The sequence below is a fragment of the Mesorhizobium sp. 128a genome, from assembly GCF_053848025.1.
In genome coordinates this window covers 145770-166959 of record NZ_JBSPKY010000002.1, presented here as the reverse complement: position 1 = coordinate 166959, position 21190 = coordinate 145770, and the positions used below count along the sequence as shown (strand labels likewise).

At 62.3% G+C, this 21190-nt stretch carries 20 protein-coding genes and 1 tRNA gene; 10 read left to right on the top strand and 11 right to left on the bottom strand.

Going from position 1 to position 21190, the window contains the following annotated elements; translation table 11 throughout:
* The first annotated feature begins 72 nt into the window (after positions 1–72).
* Positions 73–1059, top strand: coding sequence for a methyltransferase (locus tag ACWTU9_RS04450; protein WP_455857259.1), 987 nt, complete (start codon positions 73–75; stop codon positions 1057–1059).
* 34 nt (positions 1060–1093) lie between these two features.
* On the opposite strand, the gene ACWTU9_RS04445 is transcribed toward ACWTU9_RS04450, so the two are convergent.
* Complete coding sequence (locus tag ACWTU9_RS04445) at positions 1094–1873, bottom strand: class I SAM-dependent methyltransferase (RefSeq protein ID WP_455857258.1); 780 nt, start codon at positions 1871–1873, stop codon at positions 1094–1096.
* A gap of 197 nt (positions 1874–2070) precedes the next feature.
* On the opposite strand from ACWTU9_RS04445, the gene ACWTU9_RS04440 reads away from it, so the two are divergent.
* From ACWTU9_RS04440 to ACWTU9_RS04430, 3 genes are read left to right on the top strand one after another with little or no spacing between them, the layout of a single operon-like run.
* Complete coding sequence (locus ACWTU9_RS04440; protein ID WP_455857257.1) at positions 2071–3324, top strand: DUF7305 domain-containing protein; 1254 nt, start codon at positions 2071–2073, stop codon at positions 3322–3324.
* A gap of 55 nt (positions 3325–3379) precedes the next feature.
* On the top strand, positions 3380–3769 hold the full coding sequence (locus ACWTU9_RS04435) for a TadE/TadG family type IV pilus assembly protein (RefSeq protein WP_455857256.1): 390 nt from the start codon (positions 3380–3382) through the stop codon (positions 3767–3769).
* Entirely contained in the window at positions 3759–4169 is a 411-nt protein-coding gene (locus tag ACWTU9_RS04430; RefSeq protein WP_455857255.1) for a TadE/TadG family type IV pilus assembly protein, read from the top strand. Before ACWTU9_RS04435 ends, ACWTU9_RS04430 begins: the two co-directional genes overlap by 11 nt.
* Before the next feature lie 284 nt (positions 4170–4453).
* On the opposite strand, the gene ACWTU9_RS04425 is transcribed toward ACWTU9_RS04430, so the two are convergent.
* Positions 4454–4530: transfer RNA gene (locus ACWTU9_RS04425), tRNA-Arg, on the bottom strand.
* A gap of 106 nt (positions 4531–4636) precedes the next feature.
* Positions 4637–5800 carry a M20 aminoacylase family protein gene (locus ACWTU9_RS04420; protein WP_455857254.1) on the bottom strand — a complete coding sequence of 388 codons (1164 nt, stop codon included), beginning with the start codon at positions 5798–5800 and terminating at the stop codon, positions 4637–4639.
* Between the two features lie 218 nt (positions 5801–6018).
* Here ACWTU9_RS04420 and ACWTU9_RS04415 point away from each other — a divergent pair, with 218 nt between their 5' ends.
* Positions 6019–7200, top strand: coding sequence for a D-alanyl-D-alanine carboxypeptidase family protein (locus ACWTU9_RS04415; RefSeq protein ID WP_455857541.1), 1182 nt, complete (start codon positions 6019–6021; stop codon positions 7198–7200).
* Between the two features lie 4 nt (positions 7201–7204).
* On the top strand, positions 7205–8311 hold the full coding sequence (locus ACWTU9_RS04410) for a CobW family GTP-binding protein (RefSeq protein WP_455857253.1): 1107 nt from the start codon (positions 7205–7207) through the stop codon (positions 8309–8311).
* 75 nt (positions 8312–8386) lie between these two features.
* Here the strand turns inward: ACWTU9_RS04410 and ACWTU9_RS04405 are convergent, their stop codons facing one another.
* The 5 genes from ACWTU9_RS04405 to ACWTU9_RS04385 all read right to left on the bottom strand — a co-directional run bounded on the left by ACWTU9_RS04405 (position 8387) and on the right by ACWTU9_RS04385 (position 12295).
* Positions 8387–8620, bottom strand: coding sequence for a sulfurtransferase TusA family protein (locus ACWTU9_RS04405; RefSeq protein WP_454586242.1), 234 nt, complete (start codon positions 8618–8620; stop codon positions 8387–8389).
* A gap of 4 nt (positions 8621–8624) precedes the next feature.
* A complete protein-coding gene (locus ACWTU9_RS04400) occupies positions 8625–9920 on the bottom strand; it encodes a L,D-transpeptidase family protein (protein WP_455857252.1) in 1296 nt (431 codons plus the stop codon).
* A gap of 236 nt (positions 9921–10156) precedes the next feature.
* A complete protein-coding gene (locus tag ACWTU9_RS04395; protein WP_455857251.1) occupies positions 10157–11107 on the bottom strand; it encodes an acetyl-CoA carboxylase carboxyltransferase subunit alpha in 951 nt (316 codons plus the stop codon).
* Positions 11108–11206: 99 nt separating this feature from the next.
* Positions 11207–12118 (bottom strand): site-specific tyrosine recombinase XerD, encoded by a 912-nt coding sequence (locus ACWTU9_RS04390; protein WP_455857250.1) that lies wholly within the window; start codon positions 12116–12118, stop codon positions 11207–11209.
* Positions 12119–12142: 24 nt separating this feature from the next.
* Positions 12143–12295 carry a hypothetical protein gene (locus ACWTU9_RS04385; RefSeq protein WP_023670666.1) on the bottom strand — a complete coding sequence of 51 codons (153 nt, stop codon included), beginning with the start codon at positions 12293–12295 and terminating at the stop codon, positions 12143–12145.
* A 215-nt stretch (positions 12296–12510) separates the two neighbouring features.
* On the opposite strand from ACWTU9_RS04385, the gene ACWTU9_RS04380 reads away from it, so the two are divergent.
* The 3 genes from ACWTU9_RS04380 to ACWTU9_RS04370 are packed head-to-tail and all read left to right on the top strand — an operon-like array spanning position 12511 to position 15141.
* A complete protein-coding gene (locus ACWTU9_RS04380; protein ID WP_455857249.1) occupies positions 12511–13122 on the top strand; it encodes a shikimate kinase in 612 nt (203 codons plus the stop codon).
* Positions 13119–14249 carry a 3-dehydroquinate synthase gene (aroB, locus tag ACWTU9_RS04375; RefSeq protein WP_455857248.1) on the top strand — a complete coding sequence of 377 codons (1131 nt, stop codon included), beginning with the start codon at positions 13119–13121 and terminating at the stop codon, positions 14247–14249. Before ACWTU9_RS04380 ends, aroB begins: the two co-directional genes overlap by 4 nt.
* Position 14250: 1 nt before the next feature.
* On the top strand, positions 14251–15141 hold the full coding sequence (locus ACWTU9_RS04370; protein ID WP_455857247.1) for an HlyC/CorC family transporter: 891 nt from the start codon (positions 14251–14253) through the stop codon (positions 15139–15141).
* Positions 15142–15252: 111 nt separating this feature from the next.
* On the opposite strand, the gene ACWTU9_RS04365 is transcribed toward ACWTU9_RS04370, so the two are convergent.
* The 3 genes from ACWTU9_RS04365 to ACWTU9_RS04355 are packed head-to-tail and all read right to left on the bottom strand — an operon-like array spanning position 15253 to position 20090.
* The gene (locus tag ACWTU9_RS04365) at positions 15253–16797 is read right to left on the bottom strand and encodes a SpoVR family protein (protein WP_455857246.1); all 1545 of its coding nucleotides are present in this window, start codon (positions 16795–16797) and stop codon (positions 15253–15255) included.
* A gap of 11 nt (positions 16798–16808) precedes the next feature.
* On the bottom strand, positions 16809–18122 hold the full coding sequence (locus ACWTU9_RS04360; protein WP_455857245.1) for a YeaH/YhbH family protein: 1314 nt from the start codon (positions 18120–18122) through the stop codon (positions 16809–16811).
* A gap of 18 nt (positions 18123–18140) precedes the next feature.
* Positions 18141–20090 (bottom strand): PrkA family serine protein kinase, encoded by a 1950-nt coding sequence (locus tag ACWTU9_RS04355; RefSeq protein ID WP_455857244.1) that lies wholly within the window; start codon positions 20088–20090, stop codon positions 18141–18143.
* A gap of 292 nt (positions 20091–20382) precedes the next feature.
* On the opposite strand from ACWTU9_RS04355, the gene ACWTU9_RS04350 reads away from it, so the two are divergent.
* Positions 20383–21189 carry an alpha/beta hydrolase gene (locus tag ACWTU9_RS04350; protein ID WP_455857243.1) on the top strand — a complete coding sequence of 269 codons (807 nt, stop codon included), beginning with the start codon at positions 20383–20385 and terminating at the stop codon, positions 21187–21189.
* Position 21190: the final 1 nt, after the last annotated feature.

The following is a 21190-nucleotide window of genomic DNA, read 5'->3' as shown; positions in this document are numbered from 1 at the left end:
CTGGTGAACTGATTTGACGAGGTTGGCCGAGCTGTTTCAAAGTCGGTCCCGGATCGCGGAACGGGATGTGGTATGGTGGATTCTGAGCGGATCGACAGGCTGATCGCAGGGGTGCCCCCCGCCCTGGCGCTTCGTGCCGGGCTGGACCTTGGCATCTTCACCCGGCTCGGCGCCAGCGCGATGACTGCCGAGAGCCTTGGGGCGGCGCTCAAAGTCGAGCCCGATCGTCTGTCGCGGCTCCTCTACGCGCTTGCCAGCATCGCTCTCCTCGAAGTCGAGGATGGTCAATTTCGCAACGGAGCCGAAGCGTCGGAGTTCCTCGACGCGTCCAAGCCGACCTATCGCGGCGGCGATCATGCGCTGCTGCGCGAGCTGTGGGGAGCCGATCTTTTGACCGCAGACTCGTTGCGGCAGAACCGGCCGGCTGCGCTGCACGACTTCTCCGAAGCCGGTCCTGAGTCCGCGGCGGCCTTCAGCCGCATGCTCGCACCGGGCGGGGTGACTTTTGGCCGAAATCTGGCCCTCGAGCTGGACCTCTCGACGGTCGGTTCGGTGATCGACATCGGCGGTGGCGCCGGGACCATTCTGGTCGGACTTCGTGAGCGGTGGCCGCACATTGCGGCGACGCTGATGGAACTCCCGACGGTCGCAGCGGTCGCGCCAGCCATCTTGTCGGAATACGGTGCCGACGATGTGGTTGTCGAAGAAGGCGACATAACCGTCGCGCCGTCGATCGGCCGGCACGACCTGGCGATCCTGAAGGCTGTCGTCCAGGTTCTTCCGCCGGACCAGGCGCGCAATTCGATCCTGAACGCCGCGCGTTGCCTGACGCCGGGGGGCGAGATCGCGATTGCGGGGTGGGGTGTCGTCGATGACGACCGCCTCGGCCCGGCCGAGGGTGTCTTTCTCAATCTCACCTTCCTGAATCTCTACCGCGCAGGCGAATCCTACACTGAAGGTCAGTATCGGGCGTGGATGACCGAGGCTGGATTGCGGGATATCTCCAGGTCGCGCTTGGCGGACGGCTGTTCGCTGTTTCGTGCGCGCCTCACCGACTGATCGTGGCTAAAGGTTGGTTTCGGACGCAAGGCTCTCAGAGCCAGCCCTGGATGGATTGCACAAAGTTCTTGAGGCGGCGTGAGCCGATCTTTCCCCTTACGGGGCAGCGCGGGGTATCGGCAGTCTTCTTTACTACCAGCTGTTTGGTGCGCGAAATCTCTTCAAACTCTTGCGCGTAGGCGACCAGGAAGCCATCGACGGCGGAAGTGGGACGCTCCCAATTTGCCTTGTCGTCCTTGTAGTCGGTGTAGTCGTCCCAGATGAGCATGCCGCCAAGCTTGAGCATGCCCCATGCCAGGACGCTATCCATCATGACGCTTTCACGCTCGTGACAGCCATCGATATAGACCAGGTCAAATTCCGCCCCTGCCTGGCGCAGCCTGATCAGCGCGGGCAGCGAGAAGTTTCGAATCTTCGTAACCCGATCGGCGTGGCGCCGCAGATTGTTGTCGAACCTTTTCTCCCGTTTGTGGAAGGGATCGACACAGGTGATGACGACCTTTCGCAAATAGCTGGCAAAGAAGAGGGCGGAACGGCCTTCCATGGAGCCAATTTCCAAAATCGAAAGCGGCGTGCTCCGTAGCGGTTCAAGAATGGGCATCCACGGTGGGAGCTTGTTCGTCACGTAGTCACGCTCGGCGAACGAACCTGAAGCGTTGATGCTCTGCCAATCGAAATCCATTCCTGTCGGACACCCCTTGAGTGCAGCTGTGATTGTCGTTCCGGCCTCGCCGCACATCTGAACAGTTTGCGCCTTGAAACCATCCCCTGTCTTCTCGATAGCTTCTTCGCAGAGGGGGCAGTTAAATGTCATTTGGTCGACAACAAGGTTCGCGATGGCGGCCTATGACCTCTCCATGAAAACGATGTTTCGCATTCATCGATTCTGGGGGCAATACCTCCGACAGCATGAGGCGCGGTCGCAGCAATTGCGCCTAGCCCGTCGGACTACGTCGAATCGGAATGGAGTTTTTAGACATTCGTTTATCTATTCGTGGTTTCTAATAACATATGGCATTCAATGCTTTCATCCGGATCTGGTTTTTTTGGGGCCGCCTGAGGCGCGCCACGAACGGTAACGTTGCCGTCATCTTCGCCTTCACTTTGCCGGTCGTGGTCGGCGGCGCCGGCCTCGGTATCGAGACGTCCTTCTGGTACTACAACAGCCTCAAGCTTCAGGCCGTCGCCGATGCCGCGGCCTATGCCGGTGCGCTCGAGAAAGTCGCGGGTTCCGACAAGCCGACCATCATCGCCGCCGCCACGCAGTCGGCGACCTCGAACAATTTTGCCGCGCCGGGCACGATCCAGGTCAACACGCCGCCATTGTCCGGCCCGAACACCGCGAAGAAGGCGGTGGAGGTCATCGTCAAGCAGAACCTCGATCGCTACTTCACGGCGATTTTCAACCAGGCGCCCGTTGCCGAACAGGCAAGGGCGGTGGCGCTGATCAACGATGCCTCGAAGGCCTGCGTGCTGGCGCTCAGCAAGACCGCCGCCCAGGCTGCGCTCTTTTCCGGCAACACCAGCGTCAACCTCACCGGCTGCTCGGTCATGTCGGACTCGACTGCCTCGGACGCCATCAAGACGCAGGGATCGGCCACGCTCAAGGCCGACTGCCTGATCACGGTCGGCGGCATGGTGCTGAGCAATCCGGTGACCACGGTCTGCAAGTCCAACATCACCCAGGCCTTGCCGGCATCCGATCCTTACTCCAGCCTGCCGACGCCCGCCGCCACCAACCCGTGCAAGAATGTCAACGGCAACAAAACCACGCAAACACTCCAGGCCGGCACCTACTGCAGCGGCATGGACCTGAAGGGCAATGTTGCGCTTTCGTCCGGCACCTATGTCGTGCAGGGCAATTTGAAGATCAACGCCGGCGCGGTCGTCACCTGCGCCGCACCTTGCACCGGCGTGACCATCTTCATGGCAGGCAGCAACACCGTCAGCATGAACGGCAACGCCAAGGTGACGCTGAGCGCGCCGACATCCGGAACCTATTCCGGAGTGCTGTTCTACGGCGACAGGACCGGGACTGCGGCGCAGAGCACCTTCAATGGCACCGCGGACTCGCTTTTGACCGGCGCCATCTATTTTCCCAAGCAGCAGGTCAACTACCTTGGCAATTTCTCGGGGAACGGCGGCTGCACTCAGGTCGTCGCCGACACCATCCAGTGGTCAGGCAGTACGACCATCAAGCAGGACTGCACCAGCCTCGGGGTGAAGGACATTCCGGCGACGCAGTCCGTTCAGCTCGTCGAGTAGCGGGATGGGTGGGCGAACCTTGCGCATTGTCCGGGACAAATCCGGGATAGCTGCCGTGGAATTCGCCATGTTGCTGCCCGTCCTGTGCCTGGTGTGCTTCGGCATCGCCGACGGCTGGTCCTACGTGACGAGTTACCTGCAGATGCGCGCTGGCGTCAAAACCGCGGCCAATCTCGTGATGGCCGGCGCGTCCAATGACACGGGAACGCAGGCGGTCGCGCTTTCGAGCTGGAACGACAAGCCCGGGGACGCCGCGGTCGTGCTGGTCCGCTCCTATTTGTGCGGCACCACGGTCGTGAATGCGACCACCATATGCGCCGGAGCGAAGCTGCCGACCGTCTTCGTCCAGATAACGGCGACTGGCACCTGGGTGCCCCCGTTCAACTTCGGTGTCTTCCCGGACCCGCGTGCGCTCAGTCATCAGGAGGTGATCCGTGTGCGCTGAAAGGATCGGGTCCAGATGGCGCCGTGACTGCTCCGGCGCAGCAGGGCTGGAATTCGCCTTGGTCGCGCCTGTCCTGGTGATGCTCCTGTTCGGTATCTTCGCCTTCGGCTGGGCCATGAATGCCGTGTCGACCGTCCGCTATACGCTGGAGACCTCTTCTCGGGCACTGCAGCTGAACAACACGCTGTCGCAGAGCGACATACAGGCCATCGCCACGCAGAAATTGGTGAAGCTGGGTCTGAAGAACGTCGTTGTGACGATCGCGACCGACCCTGCCAGCGGCGGCTTCAAGATGGCGCATCTGACCGCGAGCTATGCCTTCGTCATCGCGTTCCCGTATTTCGACCAATTCCCCATCAATTACTCGACAACCGTCACCGTGCCGCTGGTTGCCAGCTAAGGGTATGGCCGGCTTTCGTTGAGTTGGCGGCTCCGAACTCAGACCGCAGCGGATCCACCAGGACCATAGCCGCCCATCTGGCGTTGTTCCGCGAGGCGGTCGATTCCCTTTATGGATGTAGTCGCTTATAAGCCCGCTGCTGAGACCTCAGTGGTGGGCTTTATTCTATCGGACTAAAATCTTGCTGCTTGCCTAGCCGCATGTCAGTGAAAATCACCGAAAACCAGCGCAACATGATGCAACATGCCGACCGGCTGTTTCAGTCACCAAGCATTTGATTTCGTTGGTGATCCCGACAGGAATCGAACCTGTGACCTACAGATTAGGAATCTGCCGCTCTATCCTACTGAGCTACGGGACCACGCGGCCAGACACATAGCCGCTTCGGATCGTTTCGCCAAGAGGGTCGCCGAAGGCAATCAACAGGCCGGCCGAAGGCAATTCGGCCGGCCTTTCGGCCGCCTATGTCAGGCCGCCAGCGCCGTTTCGGCCAGTTTCACCCAATAGCTCATGCCGTGCGGGATGACTTCGTCGTTGAAGTCGTAGGCCGGGTGGTGGAGGCCGGCGGTCTCGCCATTGCCGATGAAGATGAAGGCGCCGGGGCGGGCTTCCAGCATGTAGGAGAAATCCTCGCCGCCCATCACGGGCTGAATGGCGCGGTGGACCTGGGTGTCGCCGGCGACGCTTGCCGCGACATCGCTGGCAAAGACCGTTTCTTCCGGATTGTTGAAGGTTACGGGGTAATTGGCGTCGTAGTCGACAGTGATGGTCGCGCCGAAAGCGGTGGCAATACCGTCGCAGATGGCGCGGATGCGCTCCTCCGACTTCTTGGCGATCTCCTTTTTCAGCGTGCGCACCGTGCCGGCGATCTCGGCGGTCTCGGGAATGACGTTGTAGGCGTCGCCGGCGTGGAATTTGGTCACTGACACCACCACGGCCTCGACCGGATCGGTGCTGCGCGAGGCAACCGTCTGCAGGGCGCCGACGAGCTGGCTGGCGATGACGATCGGGTCGATCGTACCGTGCGGCATCGCCGCATGGCCGCCGCGGCCCTTGACTGTGATGGTGAACTCGGCGGTCGCCGCCATGATCGGACCCGGCCGGATGGCAAACTGGCCGACGGGCAGGCCAGGCATGTTGTGCATGCCGAACACCCTGGAAATGTCGAACCGCTCCATCATCCCATCCTTGACCATCTCGTTGCCGCCGCCGCCGCCTTCTTCGGCCGGCTGGAAGATCACCGCCACCGAGCCGGCGAAATTGCGCGTTTCGGTCAGGTATTTGGCGGCGCCCAGCAGCATGGCCGTGTGCCCGTCATGGCCGCAGGCGTGCATCTTGCCGGAAACGGTCGAGGCGTAGGGCTTGCCGGTGATCTCGTTGATCGGCAGCGCGTCCATGTCGGCGCGCAAGCCAATGGTCGCGCCTTCGCCCTTGCGGCCATGGATGATGCCGACGACGCCGGTCTTGCCCAGGCCCGTCACCACGTCGTCGCAGCCGAACTCCTTCAGCTTCTCGGTGACGAAGGCGGCGGTCTTGAAGACGTCGAAATTCAATTCTGGCGTCTGGTGCAAATGGCGGCGCCAGCCGGCAACTTCATCCTGCATCTCGGCAGCGCGGTTGAGAATCGGCATTATGGTTCCATCTCGCTGTTGGAGCAGACGGTCTTGGCCTGCTGCATTGCAATTGTGATTGCCAGGCACTTTGCCATCTTGGCGTCACATAGGGTAAATAGCACCGCAAACAACGTGATCCGGAAATTGAGGGCCGGATCTCATCATGCTGGCCATCTCGTAACGAAATCTTACGGAGCCAGGGGCGACTACGGCAAGAGGCGATTTCGGATTCCATGATGCGGCACAGCCATATCCTCAAATTACTGCTAACGGGCGCCTTGGCGCTGCCGATGCTGGCCGGGCCGGCTTCGGCCAATCCGATTGTGCTGTTCGACCTGAACAGCGGCAAGGTCCTGCAGCATCAGGACGCCTTCAGCCGCTGGTATCCGGCTTCGCTGAGCAAGCTGATGACCGCCTATGTCACCTTCCGGGCGATTGCCGCCGGCGAGGTCCAGCTCGATTCGCCGATCAAGGTGACCAAGCATTCCGCCGGCGAACCGCCGAGCAAGATGGGCTTCAAGCCGGGTTCGGTGATGCGGCTCGACAATGCGCTGAAGATGATGCTGGTCAGATCGGCCAACGACATCGCCATGGCCATCGGCGAGAACATCGGCGGCTCGCAGGCCGGCTTCGCCATCCGCATGAACGCCGAAGCCGCGCGGCTCGGTATGACCGGGACGCATTTCGTCAACCCGAACGGGCTGTTTTCGCCGGAGCAGTATACGACGGCGCGTGACCTTGCCTTGCTGGTGATTGCGATCCGCAAGGAATTCCCGCAATACGCGCCCTGGTTCTCGATCGAAGGCCTTGCCGTCGGCAAGAAGGCGATCTCCAACTACAATCTCCTGATCGGCCGCTATCCCGGCGCCGACGGCATGAAAACCGGGTTCGTCTGTCCCTCGGGCTTCAACATGATCGGCTCGGCGACGCGCAACGGCCGTACGTTGGTCGCCGTCGTGCTTGGCGAAAAATCGGCGATCAGCCGCGCCGAGACCGCTGCCAGGCTGCTCGACCAGGGCTTTGCCATGTCGGATCCGAACTGGCTCACCGTCGCGGCCATGCCCTCCTACGGCGATACCATGTCGCCCAACGACATGCATGACGAGATCTGCAAGAAGAAGGCACCTGAAGAGCAGTCCGAGGCAGCGCCGCCGGTCGCCGCGAAGGATGCCGCGGCCGCACCAAAATCGCCCTATCGGGAGAAGCTTGACCATGTGCCGACGCTGGTTGCCGTCGGCCTTGGCGGCGCCACCGGGCCGGCGCCGAAGGCGATGCTAGACCAGGGCGGCCAGGACTATGCTGATGTACCGTTGCCGAACTGGCGGCCCGACATCCCGGCGCCAAAGGGTTCGGAACCGGTCGTGGTAGGCTCGGCAACCGCGCTGCAAGGCGACCAGCCGGTCAAGGCCGCGAACTAGGGAGATGGCGGGCTTTCCGATACCCGTCACGGTGCTTACCGGCTTCCTCGGCGCCGGCAAGACGACTTTGCTCAACCGGCTGCTCAAAGACCCGGCTCTTGTCGATACCGCCGTCATCATCAACGAGTTCGGCGAGGTGGCGATTGACCATCTCCTGGTCGAACAGGCCTCCGATGGCATCATCCAGCTGTCCGATGGCTGCCTCTGCTGCACGGTGCGTGGCGAGCTGGTCGATACGCTGGCCGACCTGGTCGACCGGCTGCAGACCGGCCGCATCGCAAAGCTGGCCCGTGTCGTCGTCGAGACCACGGGGCTCGCCGATCCGGCGCCGGTGCTGCAGTCCATCATGGCGCATCCCGCCCTTGTCCAGGCGTTCAGGCTCGACGGCGTCATCACACTGGTCGACGCCGTCAACGGCAATGCAACGCTCGATGGCCATGTCGAAGCGGTCAAGCAGGTGGCGGTCGCCGACCGCATCGTGCTGACCAAGGCCGATCTGGCCGGCGATCCCGCCGATCTCAAGGCTTTGCGGGCGCGGCTCCATCAGCTCAACCCAGGCGCCAAGGTGCTGGAAGTCGGCGACAGCCGAACCGGCGTCGCGGCGCTGTTCGATTGCGGCCTTTACAATCCGGCGACCAAATCCGCCGACGTCCAGCGCTGGCTCGGCGAAGAAGCCGCGCATGATCACCACCATCACCATGGCGATCACGATCACGGCGACCACGAGCACGAGCACCGCCACGATTCCCGTGTCCGCTCCTATTCGCTGGTCCACAACGGGCCGGTGCCGTTTTCGGCGATCGAGATGTTCCTCGACCTGTTGCGCTCCGCGCATGGCGACAAGCTGTTGCGCATGAAGGGCGTCATCGAGCTTGCGGAAGATCCGTCGCGGCCGCTGGTCGTCCACGGCGTGCAGAGGATCCTGCATCCACCGGTGCGGCTGCCGTCGTGGCCGGACGGCCAGCGCGGCACCAGGCTGGTCCTGATCACGCTCGACATGCCGGAAGACTATGTGCGGCGGCTGTTTGCCGCCTTCACCAACCGTCCGTCGATCGACACGCCGGATCGCGCGGCGCTGGAGAGCAATCCGCTGGCGATTGCCGGGGGTTAAGCAGTTCCAGGAAAAGTGTGAGCGGTTTTCCGTCCGGAATTGCGTCAAGACAACGGGAAGAGCGTTTCCAAGGCGCTACGCGCCGCGCTCGACCAGAAAGCGATGGCCGCCGGAAACGGCCGCCGTTTCAACCAGCTGGTGGCCGGCGTCGGCGCAAAAGGCGGGAATGTCGATGACCGCCAACGGGTCGGTGGTCTCCAGCCACAGCCGGCTGCCCGGCTGCATCGTCGCCAGGCGTTTTTTCGCTTTAAGAACGGGCAGGGGGCAGTTCAGCCCCTTGAGATCATAGACGGAAGCGCGTTTGGCCAAGCGCTCAGCCGCCGAACATGCCGAGCAGCTTGTTCTTGATCTTTGACAGCCGGCTTTCGTCGGTTGGCGGCTCGGCGGGTGCTGCCTCGACGCTCGCGGTGGCGACCGGCTGCTGGGCAGCCTGCTTGGCTGCTTCCTTTTCGGCTATCGCCTGGGCCTTGGCCGCTTCCTTTTCAGCCAGTGCCTGGGCCTTGGCGGCTTTCGCAGCCTCGATGGCCGCAACCCGCTGTTCCTCGGCCTTGCGCTTGGCTTCCTTCTCGGCGTCGAGCGCGGCCATCTTGCGGCCGGCCGGCGAATCGATGCGGCCCATGCGCGCCGTCTCGGTCACCGTGCCGTCGGAATTGAGCGACGGCGGATCGATCGGCACGCGCTCGCCGCGGGCGCGGCGCTTCGACCAGTCGGAAACGATGCTGGCTTCCTTGATGCCGGCAATGGTCGGCTTGGGCGCCGGCACGCTGGCCTTGACCGCGCCGGTGAAGGCCGCGTCATAGCTGCTCTGATAGGCGTTGTAGGCGCTCTTCAGCGAATCCGGCTGCGTGGTCGCAGGGCAGGCGCCGGTCGGATCGAAGGTCGTGCCCTCAGGCGCCACCTGGTTGAAGACATAGCGCTTCTCGCAGACATCGACCTTCGGCGGAACCTTGGTGATCTCGAAATTGTCGTAGCCGACCTTCAGCATCTTCCAGAACTCGTAGTTCGGGTCGTTGCGATAGCGCGCCATGTTGGCGGCGGTCATGCGGAACGGAAAGGCCTGGATCTGGAACTCGGTCTGGCCGCCCTGGAAGGCATCGCGGCCGAAAGCGTAGATCTGCTCGATCTGCGGGTCGGTCATCGAATAGCAGCCCGACGACGAGCAGGCGCCGTGCACCATCAGATTGGCGCCGGTGCGGCCATTGGCACGGTCATAGGCGTTCGGGTAGCCGATGTTGAAGGACAGGTGATAGTTCGAGCGCGGGTTCATCTGCGACGGGCGAACCGTGTAGAACCCTTCCGGCGCCTGGCGGTCGCCCTCGGTGTATTTCGGGCCGAGCTTGCCCGACCATTTGCAAATGTCGTAGCTGGCGACCATCTCGTAGCGGCCGGTGGTCTTGGCCTTCCAGATCTCGAGCTTGCCTTCCTCCTTGAAGATGCGGGCCATCACCGACGAGGTGCGGACCATGCCCTTGGCCTTCATGTCGGCGAGGATCTTGTCCGGCAGCGGCTTGTTGGCCTCCGGCGCGAAATCCTTCATCGAGGAATCGTTGCAGCCGGCGACGCCAAGGGCGGCGATCAGGATTCCGGTGCGGGCGAGCTTGGCAAACATGGTTACGGCTATGTCTTTTTCCCGAGGCGTGGGGCTTCGCAGCCGCAGGCCAACACACTAAACCTTCACGGACCCTAAGCCCGTTAACCTTGAAAATTCCTTACCGCAAGCTCCGGACGGCTGCCCCCACCGCAATTCGCTCGATGTCACGGACTTTTCATTGAACCGAATGCGGCGGCATTTTTGTGGCGAAATTGCTCGCTAACGCCACATTGCGGCGCGCGGACGCCCTAAAATCAGAGGCTGCGGCCCATCGCCAGGTATTTTTCCCGGCGCTGCTCGCGGAAATCGGTGTTGGCGCCGGCAAAATCCTTCATCGTCTTGGCGATGAGGTCGCCGGTGGCGGCGATCACCGTTTCAGGCGCGCGCTGGGCGCCGCCGAGCGGCTCGGGAATGATGGCGTCGATGATCTTCATTTCCAGAAGATCCTGGGCGGTGATTTTCATATTGGTCGCCGCATCCTTCGAACGCGTGGTGTCGCGCCACAGGATCGAGGCGGCGCCCTCCGGCGAGATCACCGAATAGATGGCGTGTTCCAGCATGTAGACGCGGTTGGCGGTGGCGATCGCAATGGCGCCGCCCGAGCCGCCTTCGCCGATGACCACCGAGATCGACGGCACTTTGAGGCCGAGGCAGGCCGAGGTCGAACGGGCGATGGCTTCGGCCTGGCCGCGTTCCTCGGCACCGACGCCGGGATAGGCGCCGGCGGTGTCGACCAGCGTCAGAAGCGGGATATTGAAGCGGTCGGCAAGCTCCATCAGCCGCACTGCCTTGCGGTAGCCTTCAGGGCGCACCGAACCGAAATTGTGCCTGAGCCGGCTCGACGTATCCGAGCCCTTTTCCTGGCCGATGACGGCCACGGGTTCACCGCGGAAGCGGGCGAAGCCGCCGATGATCGCCTGGTCCTCGCCGAAATTGCGGTCGCCGGCGAGCGGCGTGAAATCGTTGAACAGGCCCTTGATGTAGTCGAGGCAATGCGGCCTGTCGGTGTGGCGCGCCACCTGCACCTTCTGCCACGGCGTCAATGCCTTGTAGATGTCGCGCAGCGCGTCGCGCACGCGCTTCTCGAGCCGGCTGATTTCGTCGCCGACATCGACCGCCTCGCCGTTCTCGGCAAGCTTCTTCAGCTCGAGGATCTTGAGTTCAAGGTCCTGCACCGGCTTTTCGAAATCGAGGTAATTGTACATTCTTGAGCGGACCGATGCGTCGGAAGGCAAAGACTTGGCGGGACCCGGGAAATGGCGGCTCCGCGCGGTGGAACGTGCCTTCACATAGCGATATGAGGCCTAGTCGGCAAGCGGGTGATGATCGTTGACCAGCCGCACCAGCCGCTCTTCCAGCACATGCGTGTAAATCTGCGTGGTCGAGATATCGGCGTGGCCGAGCAGCTGCTGCACCGCCCTGAGATCGGCGCCGTTCTGCAGGAGATGGCTGGCAAAAGCGTGGCGCAACACGTGCGGCGATATTTTCGCAGCCGATATGCCTGCCCGGGCGGCAAGACCCTTGAGGTCGCGGGCAAAGACCTGCCGGGAGAGAAAGCCGCTGTCGCCGGCCGCCGGAAACAGGAACGGGCTGTCGGCGAAAGCCGGCACCGTGGCGCGGGCCGTCAGCCACGCCCGCATCGCCGTCCGCGCCTTGGCCGACAGCGGCACCATGCGCTCCTTGTCGCCCTTGCCGCGCACCATGAAAAAGCGGTCGTCGCGCTGGGCGACGGTCACCGGCAGGCCGACCAGTTCGGAGACGCGCAGGCCGGTGGCATAGAGCACTTCGACCAGCGCGTGCAGGCGCAATGCCGTCAGCCGGTCGCCATTGACGCCATCGCCTGCTTCCAGGGCCGCGCGGTCGAGCAGCCGGCCGGTATCGGCCTCGCTCATCGTCTTGGGCAGCGGCCGGCCCTTCTTCGGGCTGTCCAGCGTGCCGGTCGGGTCGTCGCTGCGCAGGCCCTCGGCGTAGAGGAACTTGAAGAACTGGCGGATCGCCGACAGTTTGCGCGCCTGCGAGGTCGGCGCAAAGCCACGCGCGGCGACGTCGTCGAGATAGGCGCGGATGTCGGCCGCGGCAGCACCGGCAAGCCCGCCGCCAATCTGCTGCGAGGCATCTTCGAGATCGCGGCGATAGGAAGAGAGCGTGTTTTCGGCGGCACCGCGTTCGGCGCTCATCATTTCGAGGAAGGCTTCGATACGAGCCGCGCTGTTCATTTTCTGAAGTCAGCCTGCTTTGGATCAGTTTTTCTTGGGGTTCAGCTTTTCCGGCGGAATGCGCACGGTGATTTCCGCCTTTTTCGGCTCGACGAACATCGCCAGCGCCACCATCGTACCATAGGCAATGCCGGCAAGAATCATCATCGTCACGACAAAGCGGAACAGTGTCGGCATCAATTTTCGCCCGTCTTCTTGTTCTGCGATTCCAAACCCTGTGTCCTTATGGGACGCCAATCCGGGCAATTCAAGGACGAAGGGTTTTGTCCTACGCAGGTCCATGCGGGAAAACCACTGCACTTTCCGAGACCTGCTCAGGGCGCGATGCTTGACGCAAACGGGCTTTTGATGTCGATACGCCGGCAAAGACGGCTTAGAAACAGCATGGTCTCATGAACGTGTTACCACTAACTCCTCCTGGCGAGAGCCATGCCGCGCTGCTCGACAGGCTGGGCAGTCGTTCGATTGTCTTTGTCGGCCTGATGGGCGCCGGCAAGACAGCGATCGGCCGCAAGGTGGCGGCCATGCTGTCGCTGCCGTTCATCGACAGCGACCAGGAGATCGAAAGCGTGTCGCGCATGACCGTGCCGGAGTTGTTCGAACGCTATGGCGAGACCGAATTCCGGGCGCTCGAGCAGCGCGTCATCCTGCGCCTCCTGGAACACGGCCCGCAGGTGCTGTCGACCGGCGGCGGCGCCTTCATGAATGCGCAGACGCGCGACGCGATCGCGTCGCATGGCGTCTCGGTGTGGCTGAAGGCCGAGCTCGATCTGTTGATGGAGCGCGTCTCCAAGAAGCAGAACCGGCCCTTGCTCAAAAACCCCGATCCGCGCGCCGTGCTGGAGCGGTTGATGGGCGAGCGCTATCCGGTCTATGCCACGTCAAACGTCACCGTGCCGACCCGCGACGACCGCAAGGAAGTCATTGCGACCGAGGTCGTCGACGCATTGTGCGGGCATTTCGGCATTCCGGCCACCACGGCGCCGGGCGAGGTGCGACCATGAGCGAGCCTGTCATTGTCGAGGTCGGCCTTGGCGAGCGCGCCTATGACATTCTGATCGGCCCCGGCCTTTTGAGGCGTGCCGGCGCCGAGATATCGCGCCGCCTGCCCGGCACGAGGGCGGCGGTGGTCACCGATGACAATGTCGCGGCGGCACATCTCGAAGCGCTTAAGGCCGGTCTGGAAACAGGCGGCATCCAGCCTGCCGTCATCACCTTGCCGGCCGGCGAAAAGACCAAGAGCTTTTCCCATCTCGAAGAGGTGGTCGACGGCGTCCTGGCCGCGAAACTGGAGCGCGGCGACGTCGTCATCGCGCTCGGTGGCGGGGTCATCGGCGACCTCACCGGCTTTGCCTCCGGCATCGTTCGGCGCGGCATGAATTTCGTGCAGATCCCCACGTCGCTGCTGGCGCAGGTCGATTCCTCGGTCGGCGGCAAGACCGGCATCAACAGCCCGCGCGGCAAGAATCTGGTCGGCGTCTTCCACCAGCCGAAACTGGTGCTGGCCGACACCGAAGTGCTCGACACGCTGCCGATCCGCGAATTCCGCGCCGGCTATGCCGAACTCGCCAAATACGGGCTGATCGACCGGCCGGCGTTTTTCTCCTGGCTGGAAGAGAACTGGACAAAAGTATTCGCCGGCGGTGCGGAGCGGGCGGAGGCGATTGCCGAGGCCTGCCGCGCCAAGGCCGATGTCGTCGCCCGCGACGAGTTTGAAACCGGCGACCGCGCGCTGCTCAATCTCGGCCATACATTCGGCCATGCGCTGGAGGGGGCCACACAGTATGACGGCGCTCGTCTTGTCCATGGCGAAGGCGTCGCCATCGGCATGGTGCTGGCGCACCGTTTTTCCGCACGGCTCAATCTGGCGAGCCCCGATGACGCAGCGCGGGTCGAAGCGCACCTGCGCGCCGTCGGCCTGCCCTGGCGGATGTCCGACATCCCTGGCGAATTACCCGACGCGGAGGCGCTGCTTGGCTTCATCACCCAGGACAAGAAAGTGTCGCGCGGTGCGCTGACCTTCATCCTGACGCGCGGTATCGGCCAGGCCTTCATCGCCAAGGATGTGCCGGCGTCGGAAGTGCTGTCATTCCTCAGGGAAAATCATCCGGACAACAGGAAAGCCGGCTGAGATGGACATTGGCTGGATCGTGGTCGCTGTCCTCGCCATCCTCATCCTGTTTTTCATTGCCGTGCGCACGCGCCTGCTCGCGATGTTCGGCTACGAACTGTCGCGTATCGAGCCGCAGCGTTCGACCCAGGACGAGTTGCGCGGCGCGGTCGACGATTTCCGCCGCGACGGCCAGATGGTGCGCGAGGAACGCGATCGCGTCGGCGGCCTGTTCGATCTCGCCGAGCTCGAAGTCTCCGACATCATGGTCCACCGCACCAATATGCGCTCGGTCAATGCCGACAATGCGCCGGAAGCGGTGGTGCGCGAGATCCTGCAGAGCCCGCATACCCGCATGCCGCTGTGGAAGGGCTCGCTCGACAACATTGTCGGCGTGCTGCACGCCAAGGACCTGCTGCGGGCGCTGAACGAGGTCGGCAACGACTTTACCAAAATCGACGTGATGAAGATCGCGTCGAAGCCCTGGTTCGTGCCCGACACCACGACCTTGCAGGAACAGCTCAACGCCTTCCTGCGCGCCAAGGCGCATTTTGCCATCGTCGTCGACGAATATGGCGAGGTCGAAGGGCTGGTGACGCTGGAGGATATCATCGAGGAGATTGTCGGCGAGATCGCCGACGAGCACGATGTCGACATCCAGGGCGTCAAGCAGGAAGCCGACGGCTCCGTCGTCGTCGATGGCACCGTGCCGATCCGCGATCTCAACCGGGCGCTCGACTGGAACCTGCCGGACGAGGAAGCCACCACCATTGCCGGCCTGGTCATCCACGAGACGCAGTCTATCCCCGAGGAAAAGCAGGCCTTTACCTTCCACGGCAAGCGCTTCGTGGTGATGAAGCGCGACAAGAACCGGATTGCGCGGTTGAGGATCAGGCCGGCCGGCGATGGCTAGAGCGTCTCACCGTTTCACGGAAAGGCCAACCGCTCTATCTCTTTGTTTTTGCGCAATTCCGGACGGAAAACCGCTCCGCACTTTCCTGGAATTGCTCTAAGATCAGCCACCTCAAAGCTCTTTTGTCGAGCGCTCGCTGAGCATCGCGCCGGTCTCGGCATCGACTGCCGCCAGACTGACGTCGTAGCCCCAGAGGCGCCTGATGTGACGGAGCGTCGCGTCGCGGCTTTCGCCATCGAGCAGGATGCCATTCTTGACATTGTGCTGCAGTCGCAGGTGCCGATCGCCCAAGAGGTCGACGTCCACCACTTCAATGTCGGGCCTTTTCGCGCCAATCTCGTAACTGTGGGCCAGCGCGGATCGTATCTTGCGATAGCCACGCTCATTGTGGATCGAGGCGACTTGGTAATGCGGCTCGTCGGCACCATCGGCCAGCAAGAAGAGCCGCCATTTTCGGATCAGCGCCGGGCTGAGATACTGGTGGATGAAGGATTCGTCGCGATGATTGGCCCAGGCATCGAGCAGGGTGTCGCGCCAGTCGCCGCGACCGGCGATGTCAGGGAACCAGTCGCGGTCTTCGGCCGTCGGTTCGGTTGAGATGCGCTGGATATCCTGCATCATGTCGAGACCCAGCGCATAGGGATTGATGCCGGAGAAACGTGGATCGTCATAGGCCGGCTGGAAGATGACATTGGAGTGGTTGCGCAGGATTTCCAGCATGGCGCCTTCGCTGATGCGGCCCCGATCGAAGAGCGTGTTCATCAAAGTGTAGTGCACGAAAGTGGCGCAGCCTTCGTTCATCACCTGGGTCTGCCGCTGCGGGTAGAAATATTGCGCGACGACGCGCACGATCCTGACGATCTCACGCTGCCAGGGCTCGAGCACCAGACTGTTCTTCTCGAGAAAATAGAGCAGGTTCTCCTCGGGCAGGTTGAGCGACTTCTTGCGCTCCGCCAGGACCTCGTCCCTCGCTTCAGGCTTGTTCTTTCCCTGCGACGGCGGCAGCGTGCGCCAGAGATCGTTGAACGATCGCTCCTCATATTCGAGGCGCTCGCGCAGTCCTTCGCGCTGCCGCTCGGAGGACAGTTTCGGCGGCCGATGGTAGCGGAACACGCCTTGCTCCATCAGAGCGTGGGCGGCATCGAGGATCGACTCCACCGCGGCCAGCCCATGCCGCTCCTCGCACCGGGCGATGTAGCCCTTGGCGAAATTCAGGTAGCTCAGGATGCCGCCGGCATCCGTCCATTGGCGGAAGAGATGATTGTTCTTGAAGAAGTGGTTGTGGCCAAATGCTGCATGGGCAGTTACCAGCGCCTGCAGCGCCATGGTGTTTTCTTCCATGAGATAGACGATGCAGGGATTGGAGTTGATGACGATCTCGTAGGCCAGGCCGCGCGCCCCCTTGCGGTATAGAAGCTCGTCATAGATGAAATGCTTGCCGAACGACCAATGGCGATACATCAGTGGCATGCCGACGGACGAATAGGCGTCGAGCATCTGTTCGGACGAAATGACCTCCATCTGCACGGGATAGATATCGAGGTGGAGCTCTTCGACGGCAATCGCCTCGATTTCGTCATATACTCGCGACAGTTTCGCGAAATCCCAGTCCGATCCGGAAAACAGCAGTGCTGATTTGCGCGCCTGGCTGGCCATCGGCGATGTCCTCAAGCGCTCTTGCGCAGATAGGGTTGCCTGGCGAAGAGTTCGCGGAACACCGGATAGATATCGGCCGGAGCGGCGATGCGCCGCATCTGGAAGCTCGGCCATTTCTGATCGACGGCGTTGTAGGCGCGCCAGAGCGACGTTCCGTTCTCGGTCGAACCGAAAATGTGGCTTTCCCGTTCGTCGATGATCTCGACATAGGCGAAATACTGGCAAAGCCGCATGAGCCTGCGGTCGAGCAGCTCAATGCAGCGCTCGGAGTCGGTGGCAAAGTTGTCGCCGTCGGAGGCCTGGGCGGCGTAAATATTCCACTCAGAGGCCGGATAGCGCTCTTCGATAATGCGGTGCATCTCCTCGAGCGCCGTGGAAACGACGGTGCCGCCGCTCTGCGTATGATAGAAAAATGTGTGCTCGTCCACCTCCTTGGCCTCGTGCGTGTGGCGGATGAAAACGATCTCCGTGCGCTCATAGCGCCGCGTCAGGAACAGATGCAGCAAGACGAAGAAGCGCTTGGCCAAATCCTTTTCCCGCTCGCCCATCGATCCGGACACGTCCATCAGGCAGAACATGACGGCGCTGGCATTCGGTCTCGGCTGGGGGTCGAAGCGGTTGAAGCGAATGTCGACCGGATCGACATAGGCGATCCGCCGGCGCCGGCGCTCCAGCCGATCGAGCTCCGCGCGTAGGGCGACGATGCGCTCATCCGTCTTGGGATTTGTCGGCTTTGCTTCCAGTTCGGCGATCTGCCGGGCCAGGGCTTCCACCTCCGCCCGTTTCGGACGCCTCAGCGCGATGCGTCGCCCGTGGCTGTTTCGCATCGTGCGTCCGACATTGATGTTGGTCGGCGCGCCGCTGGCCGCGAAACCCGCCCGCTTCGGCTTGAAGCTGAGGATTTGCTTGAGGCTGAGCTTGACCAGATCGGGCAATTCGAGGTCTTCGAAGAATAGATCCAGCACCTCCTCGCGCGACAGCACGAAGCGGAAATCGTCTTCGGATTCCGTGGTTCCGGGAGCCGAAGCGCCTGCGCCTCCTCCGCCGCTTGGCTTTGGGACCAGGTCACCGGTATTGAACGACTTGTTGCCCGGCAGGATGTGCTGGCGCCGGCCGCTATCCTTGGCGTCGCTGAAGGTCGGCTCGCCAGTGCCTTTGCGTGGGATCGGCACGGCATGGTCGCGATCCAGATCGGCGATGCCACCGGCGCGGACGCGGTCGCGGATGCTGCGCTTGAGTTCTTCGCGCGCACGCTTCAGGAAGCGTTGGCGATTGCCAAGGCTCTTGTCCTTCGGGTTCAGACGGCGGTCGATGAAGATCGGCATGGAACCGTCCAGGCTTGCTCAACCCGCCTTGTTCACGCGCATGTACCAGTCGACCAGCCGGCGCACCTGCCGTTCGGTGTAGCCGCGCTCCACCATGCGTTGCACGAACTCATTGTGCCGCTTTTCGGTGACGTTGTCCTGCTTGGAGCCGAAGCTGATCACCGGCAGCAGGTCTTCGACCTGGCCGAACATGCGCTTCTCGATGACCTCGCGCAGCTTTTCATAACTCGTCCAGGAGGGATTGCGACCGTCGTTGCGAGCCCGGGCTCGCAAGGTGAATTTGACGACTTCGTTGCGGAAGTCCTTGGGATTGGCGATGCCAGCCGGCTTTTCGACCTGGGACAATTCCTTCTCCAGGACCTCGCGGTTGAGGATCTGCCCCGTATCGGGGTCCTTGTAGTCCTGATCCTCGATCCAGGCATCGGCGTAAGCGATGTAGCGGTCGAAGAGGTTCTGGCCGTACTCGCTATAGGATTCCAGATAGGCCTTCTGGATCTCGTGACCAATGAACTCGGCATAGCGGGCTGCGAGTTCCGACTTGATGAATTCGAGATAGGCGGCTTCCGTTGCCTTCGGGAACTGCTCGCGTTTGATCGCCTCCTCGAGGATGTACATCAGATGCACCGGATCAGCCGCCACCTCCTTGGTGTCGTAGTTGAACGTCTGCGACAGGATCTTGAAGGCGAAACGTGTGCTAACTCCGGTCATGCCCTCGTCGACGCCGGCGGCGTCGCGATATTCCTGGACCGATTTGGCCTTGGGGTCGACTTCCTTGAGATTCTCGCCGTCATAGGCGCGCATCTTGGTGTAGAGCGGTGAGTTCTCGTGCTCGGCCAGGCGGGTCGAAACGGTGAAGCGGCTGAGAATGTCCAGCACCTCGGGCGCGCAGGGACTGCTCGCCAGCTCGCTCTCGCGCAGCAGCTTCTCGTAGATCTGCCTTTCCTCGGTGATGCGCAGGCAATAGGGAACCTTGACCACCAGGATGCGGTCGAGGAAGGCCTCATTGTTTTTGTTGTTCTTGAACTGCTGCCATTCCGATTCATTGGAATGGGCGACGACGATGCCCTGGTAAGGGAAGGCACCGAAATTCTCGGTGCCGTTGTAACTGCCTTCCTGGGTTGCCGTCAGCAACGGATGCAGGACCTTGATGGGCGCCTTGAACATCTCGACGAACTCAAGCAGCCCCTGCGTGGTCCGGTTCAAGCCGCCGCTGTAGGAATAGGCATCCGGGTCGGACTGGCTGAAGTTCTCCAATTGCCTGATGTCGACCTTGCCGACCAGTGCCGAGACGTCCTGATTGTTCTCGTCGCCGGGCTCGGTCTTGGCGATGGAGATCTGGCGCAGCCGCGACGGCAACAGCTTGACGACACTGAATTTGGAGATGTCGCCGGCCAATTCGTCGAGGCGCTTGGCCGCCCAGGGCGAAATAAGTCCGTTCAGGCGGCGTCGGGCTATGCCGTATTTGTCTTCCAGCAGATCGCCCATGCGGTCGGGGTTGAAAAGGCCGAGCGGAGATTCGAAGACCGGGCTGATCTGGTTGCCGACCTTCAGCGTGTAGATTGGCCGCTGCTCCATCAGCTTCTTCAGCCGCTCCGCGAGCGAGGATTTGCCGCCGCCGACAGGGCCAAGCAGATAGAGGATCTGTTTGCGTTCCTCCAACCCCTGCGAGGCATAGCGGAAATATCCGGCGATGCGTTCGATCGTATCCTCCATTCCGTAGAAGTCGGAGAAGGAGGGGTAGATCTTGATCGTGCGGTTGGAGAAAATGCGGCCCAGCCGCTCATCCTTGCTGGTATCGACCAGGTTCGGCTCGCCTATCGCCTCGACCATTCGCTCGGGGGCCGAGGCATACATGGATTTGTCCTCACGGCAGGCTAGCAGATATTGCTGAAGGCTTATCTCTTCCTGAGCCGCGTTCCCATAGATTTCCGAAAACAGATCGAAGACGTCTGATTGGTTCTCGCGCATGATGCCTTGCCTCGGAGCCGATAGGCTGCCAATCGGCTCATCGCTCCTTCAACTGCCGGCAAGCGTTGTTTGTTCCCGGCAAACTCAATTAACCGGCTGGGATCACATAGCTTTGAGAGCGCCACTCTTCGTGGCCGCAAAGAAGCGGCGCGTCGCGCATCTCGTTGTGAACCAGTGTGCCCACCCGAATCAACAGCCAAGATCAGTGTGCGCGCGGTCGGCTTGTTTGCCAATCGATAACTGGACGTGCCCGCTACTGCGATGCACTGTAGCGGCAGACCAGGAGAGGGCGATGATGGACCGGCGAAGTCTGATATTCGCGTCGCTGGCAGCGATGCTGCCGGTCGGCGCGTCGGCTGCCTTGCGGCTACGCCAGCCAGAACCGCAAACGTTCGACTATGGACCGGCCAAGCTCGACATCTACGCTCCCGCCGGTGCGAACAACCTGCCGGTGGTGCTTTTCGTTCATGGCGGTACCTGGCGGTTCGGCAAACGCAGCCAGGTCGGCGCCAAGCCGGCCTTCCTGCTCGCCAACGGGTTCGTGTTCGTCTCGATCGACTACCGCATGCTGCCGGAAGCCGATGTCGCCACCCAGGCCAGCGATGTCGAAAAGGCCTATGCCTATGTGCGCGCCAACATCGCCCGATATGGCGGCGATCCGAACCGCATTGTCGGCATGGGCCATTCGGCCGGCTGCCATCTGATCGCGCTGACCGGCATGCGCGGCGGGCTGCCCGGCGTTGCCGGGTTGATCCTCGACGATACCAGGGCCTATGATCTTGTGGCACTCGAAAAAAGCGGCGGCATGGTCCGCGCTTATGCCCGCGTCTTTTCCGATCCTTCGCAATGGGCGGCTCTGTCGCCGGCGAGCTATGTCGACGGGCGCAAGCATCCACCGACCTTCATCGCCTATTCACGCGCCGATGGCCGCGACGAGCAATCGACGGCCTTTGCCGAGCGCCTGCGCGCCACCGGCACTGCGGTGACACTGTTCGACGGCAGCGCCTACACGCATATGTCGATCAACCATGACTTTGGCGAGGACGGCGATGCGTTGACGGCCGCCACGCTGGCGTTCCTCAAATCCGCGGTCAGCTGAT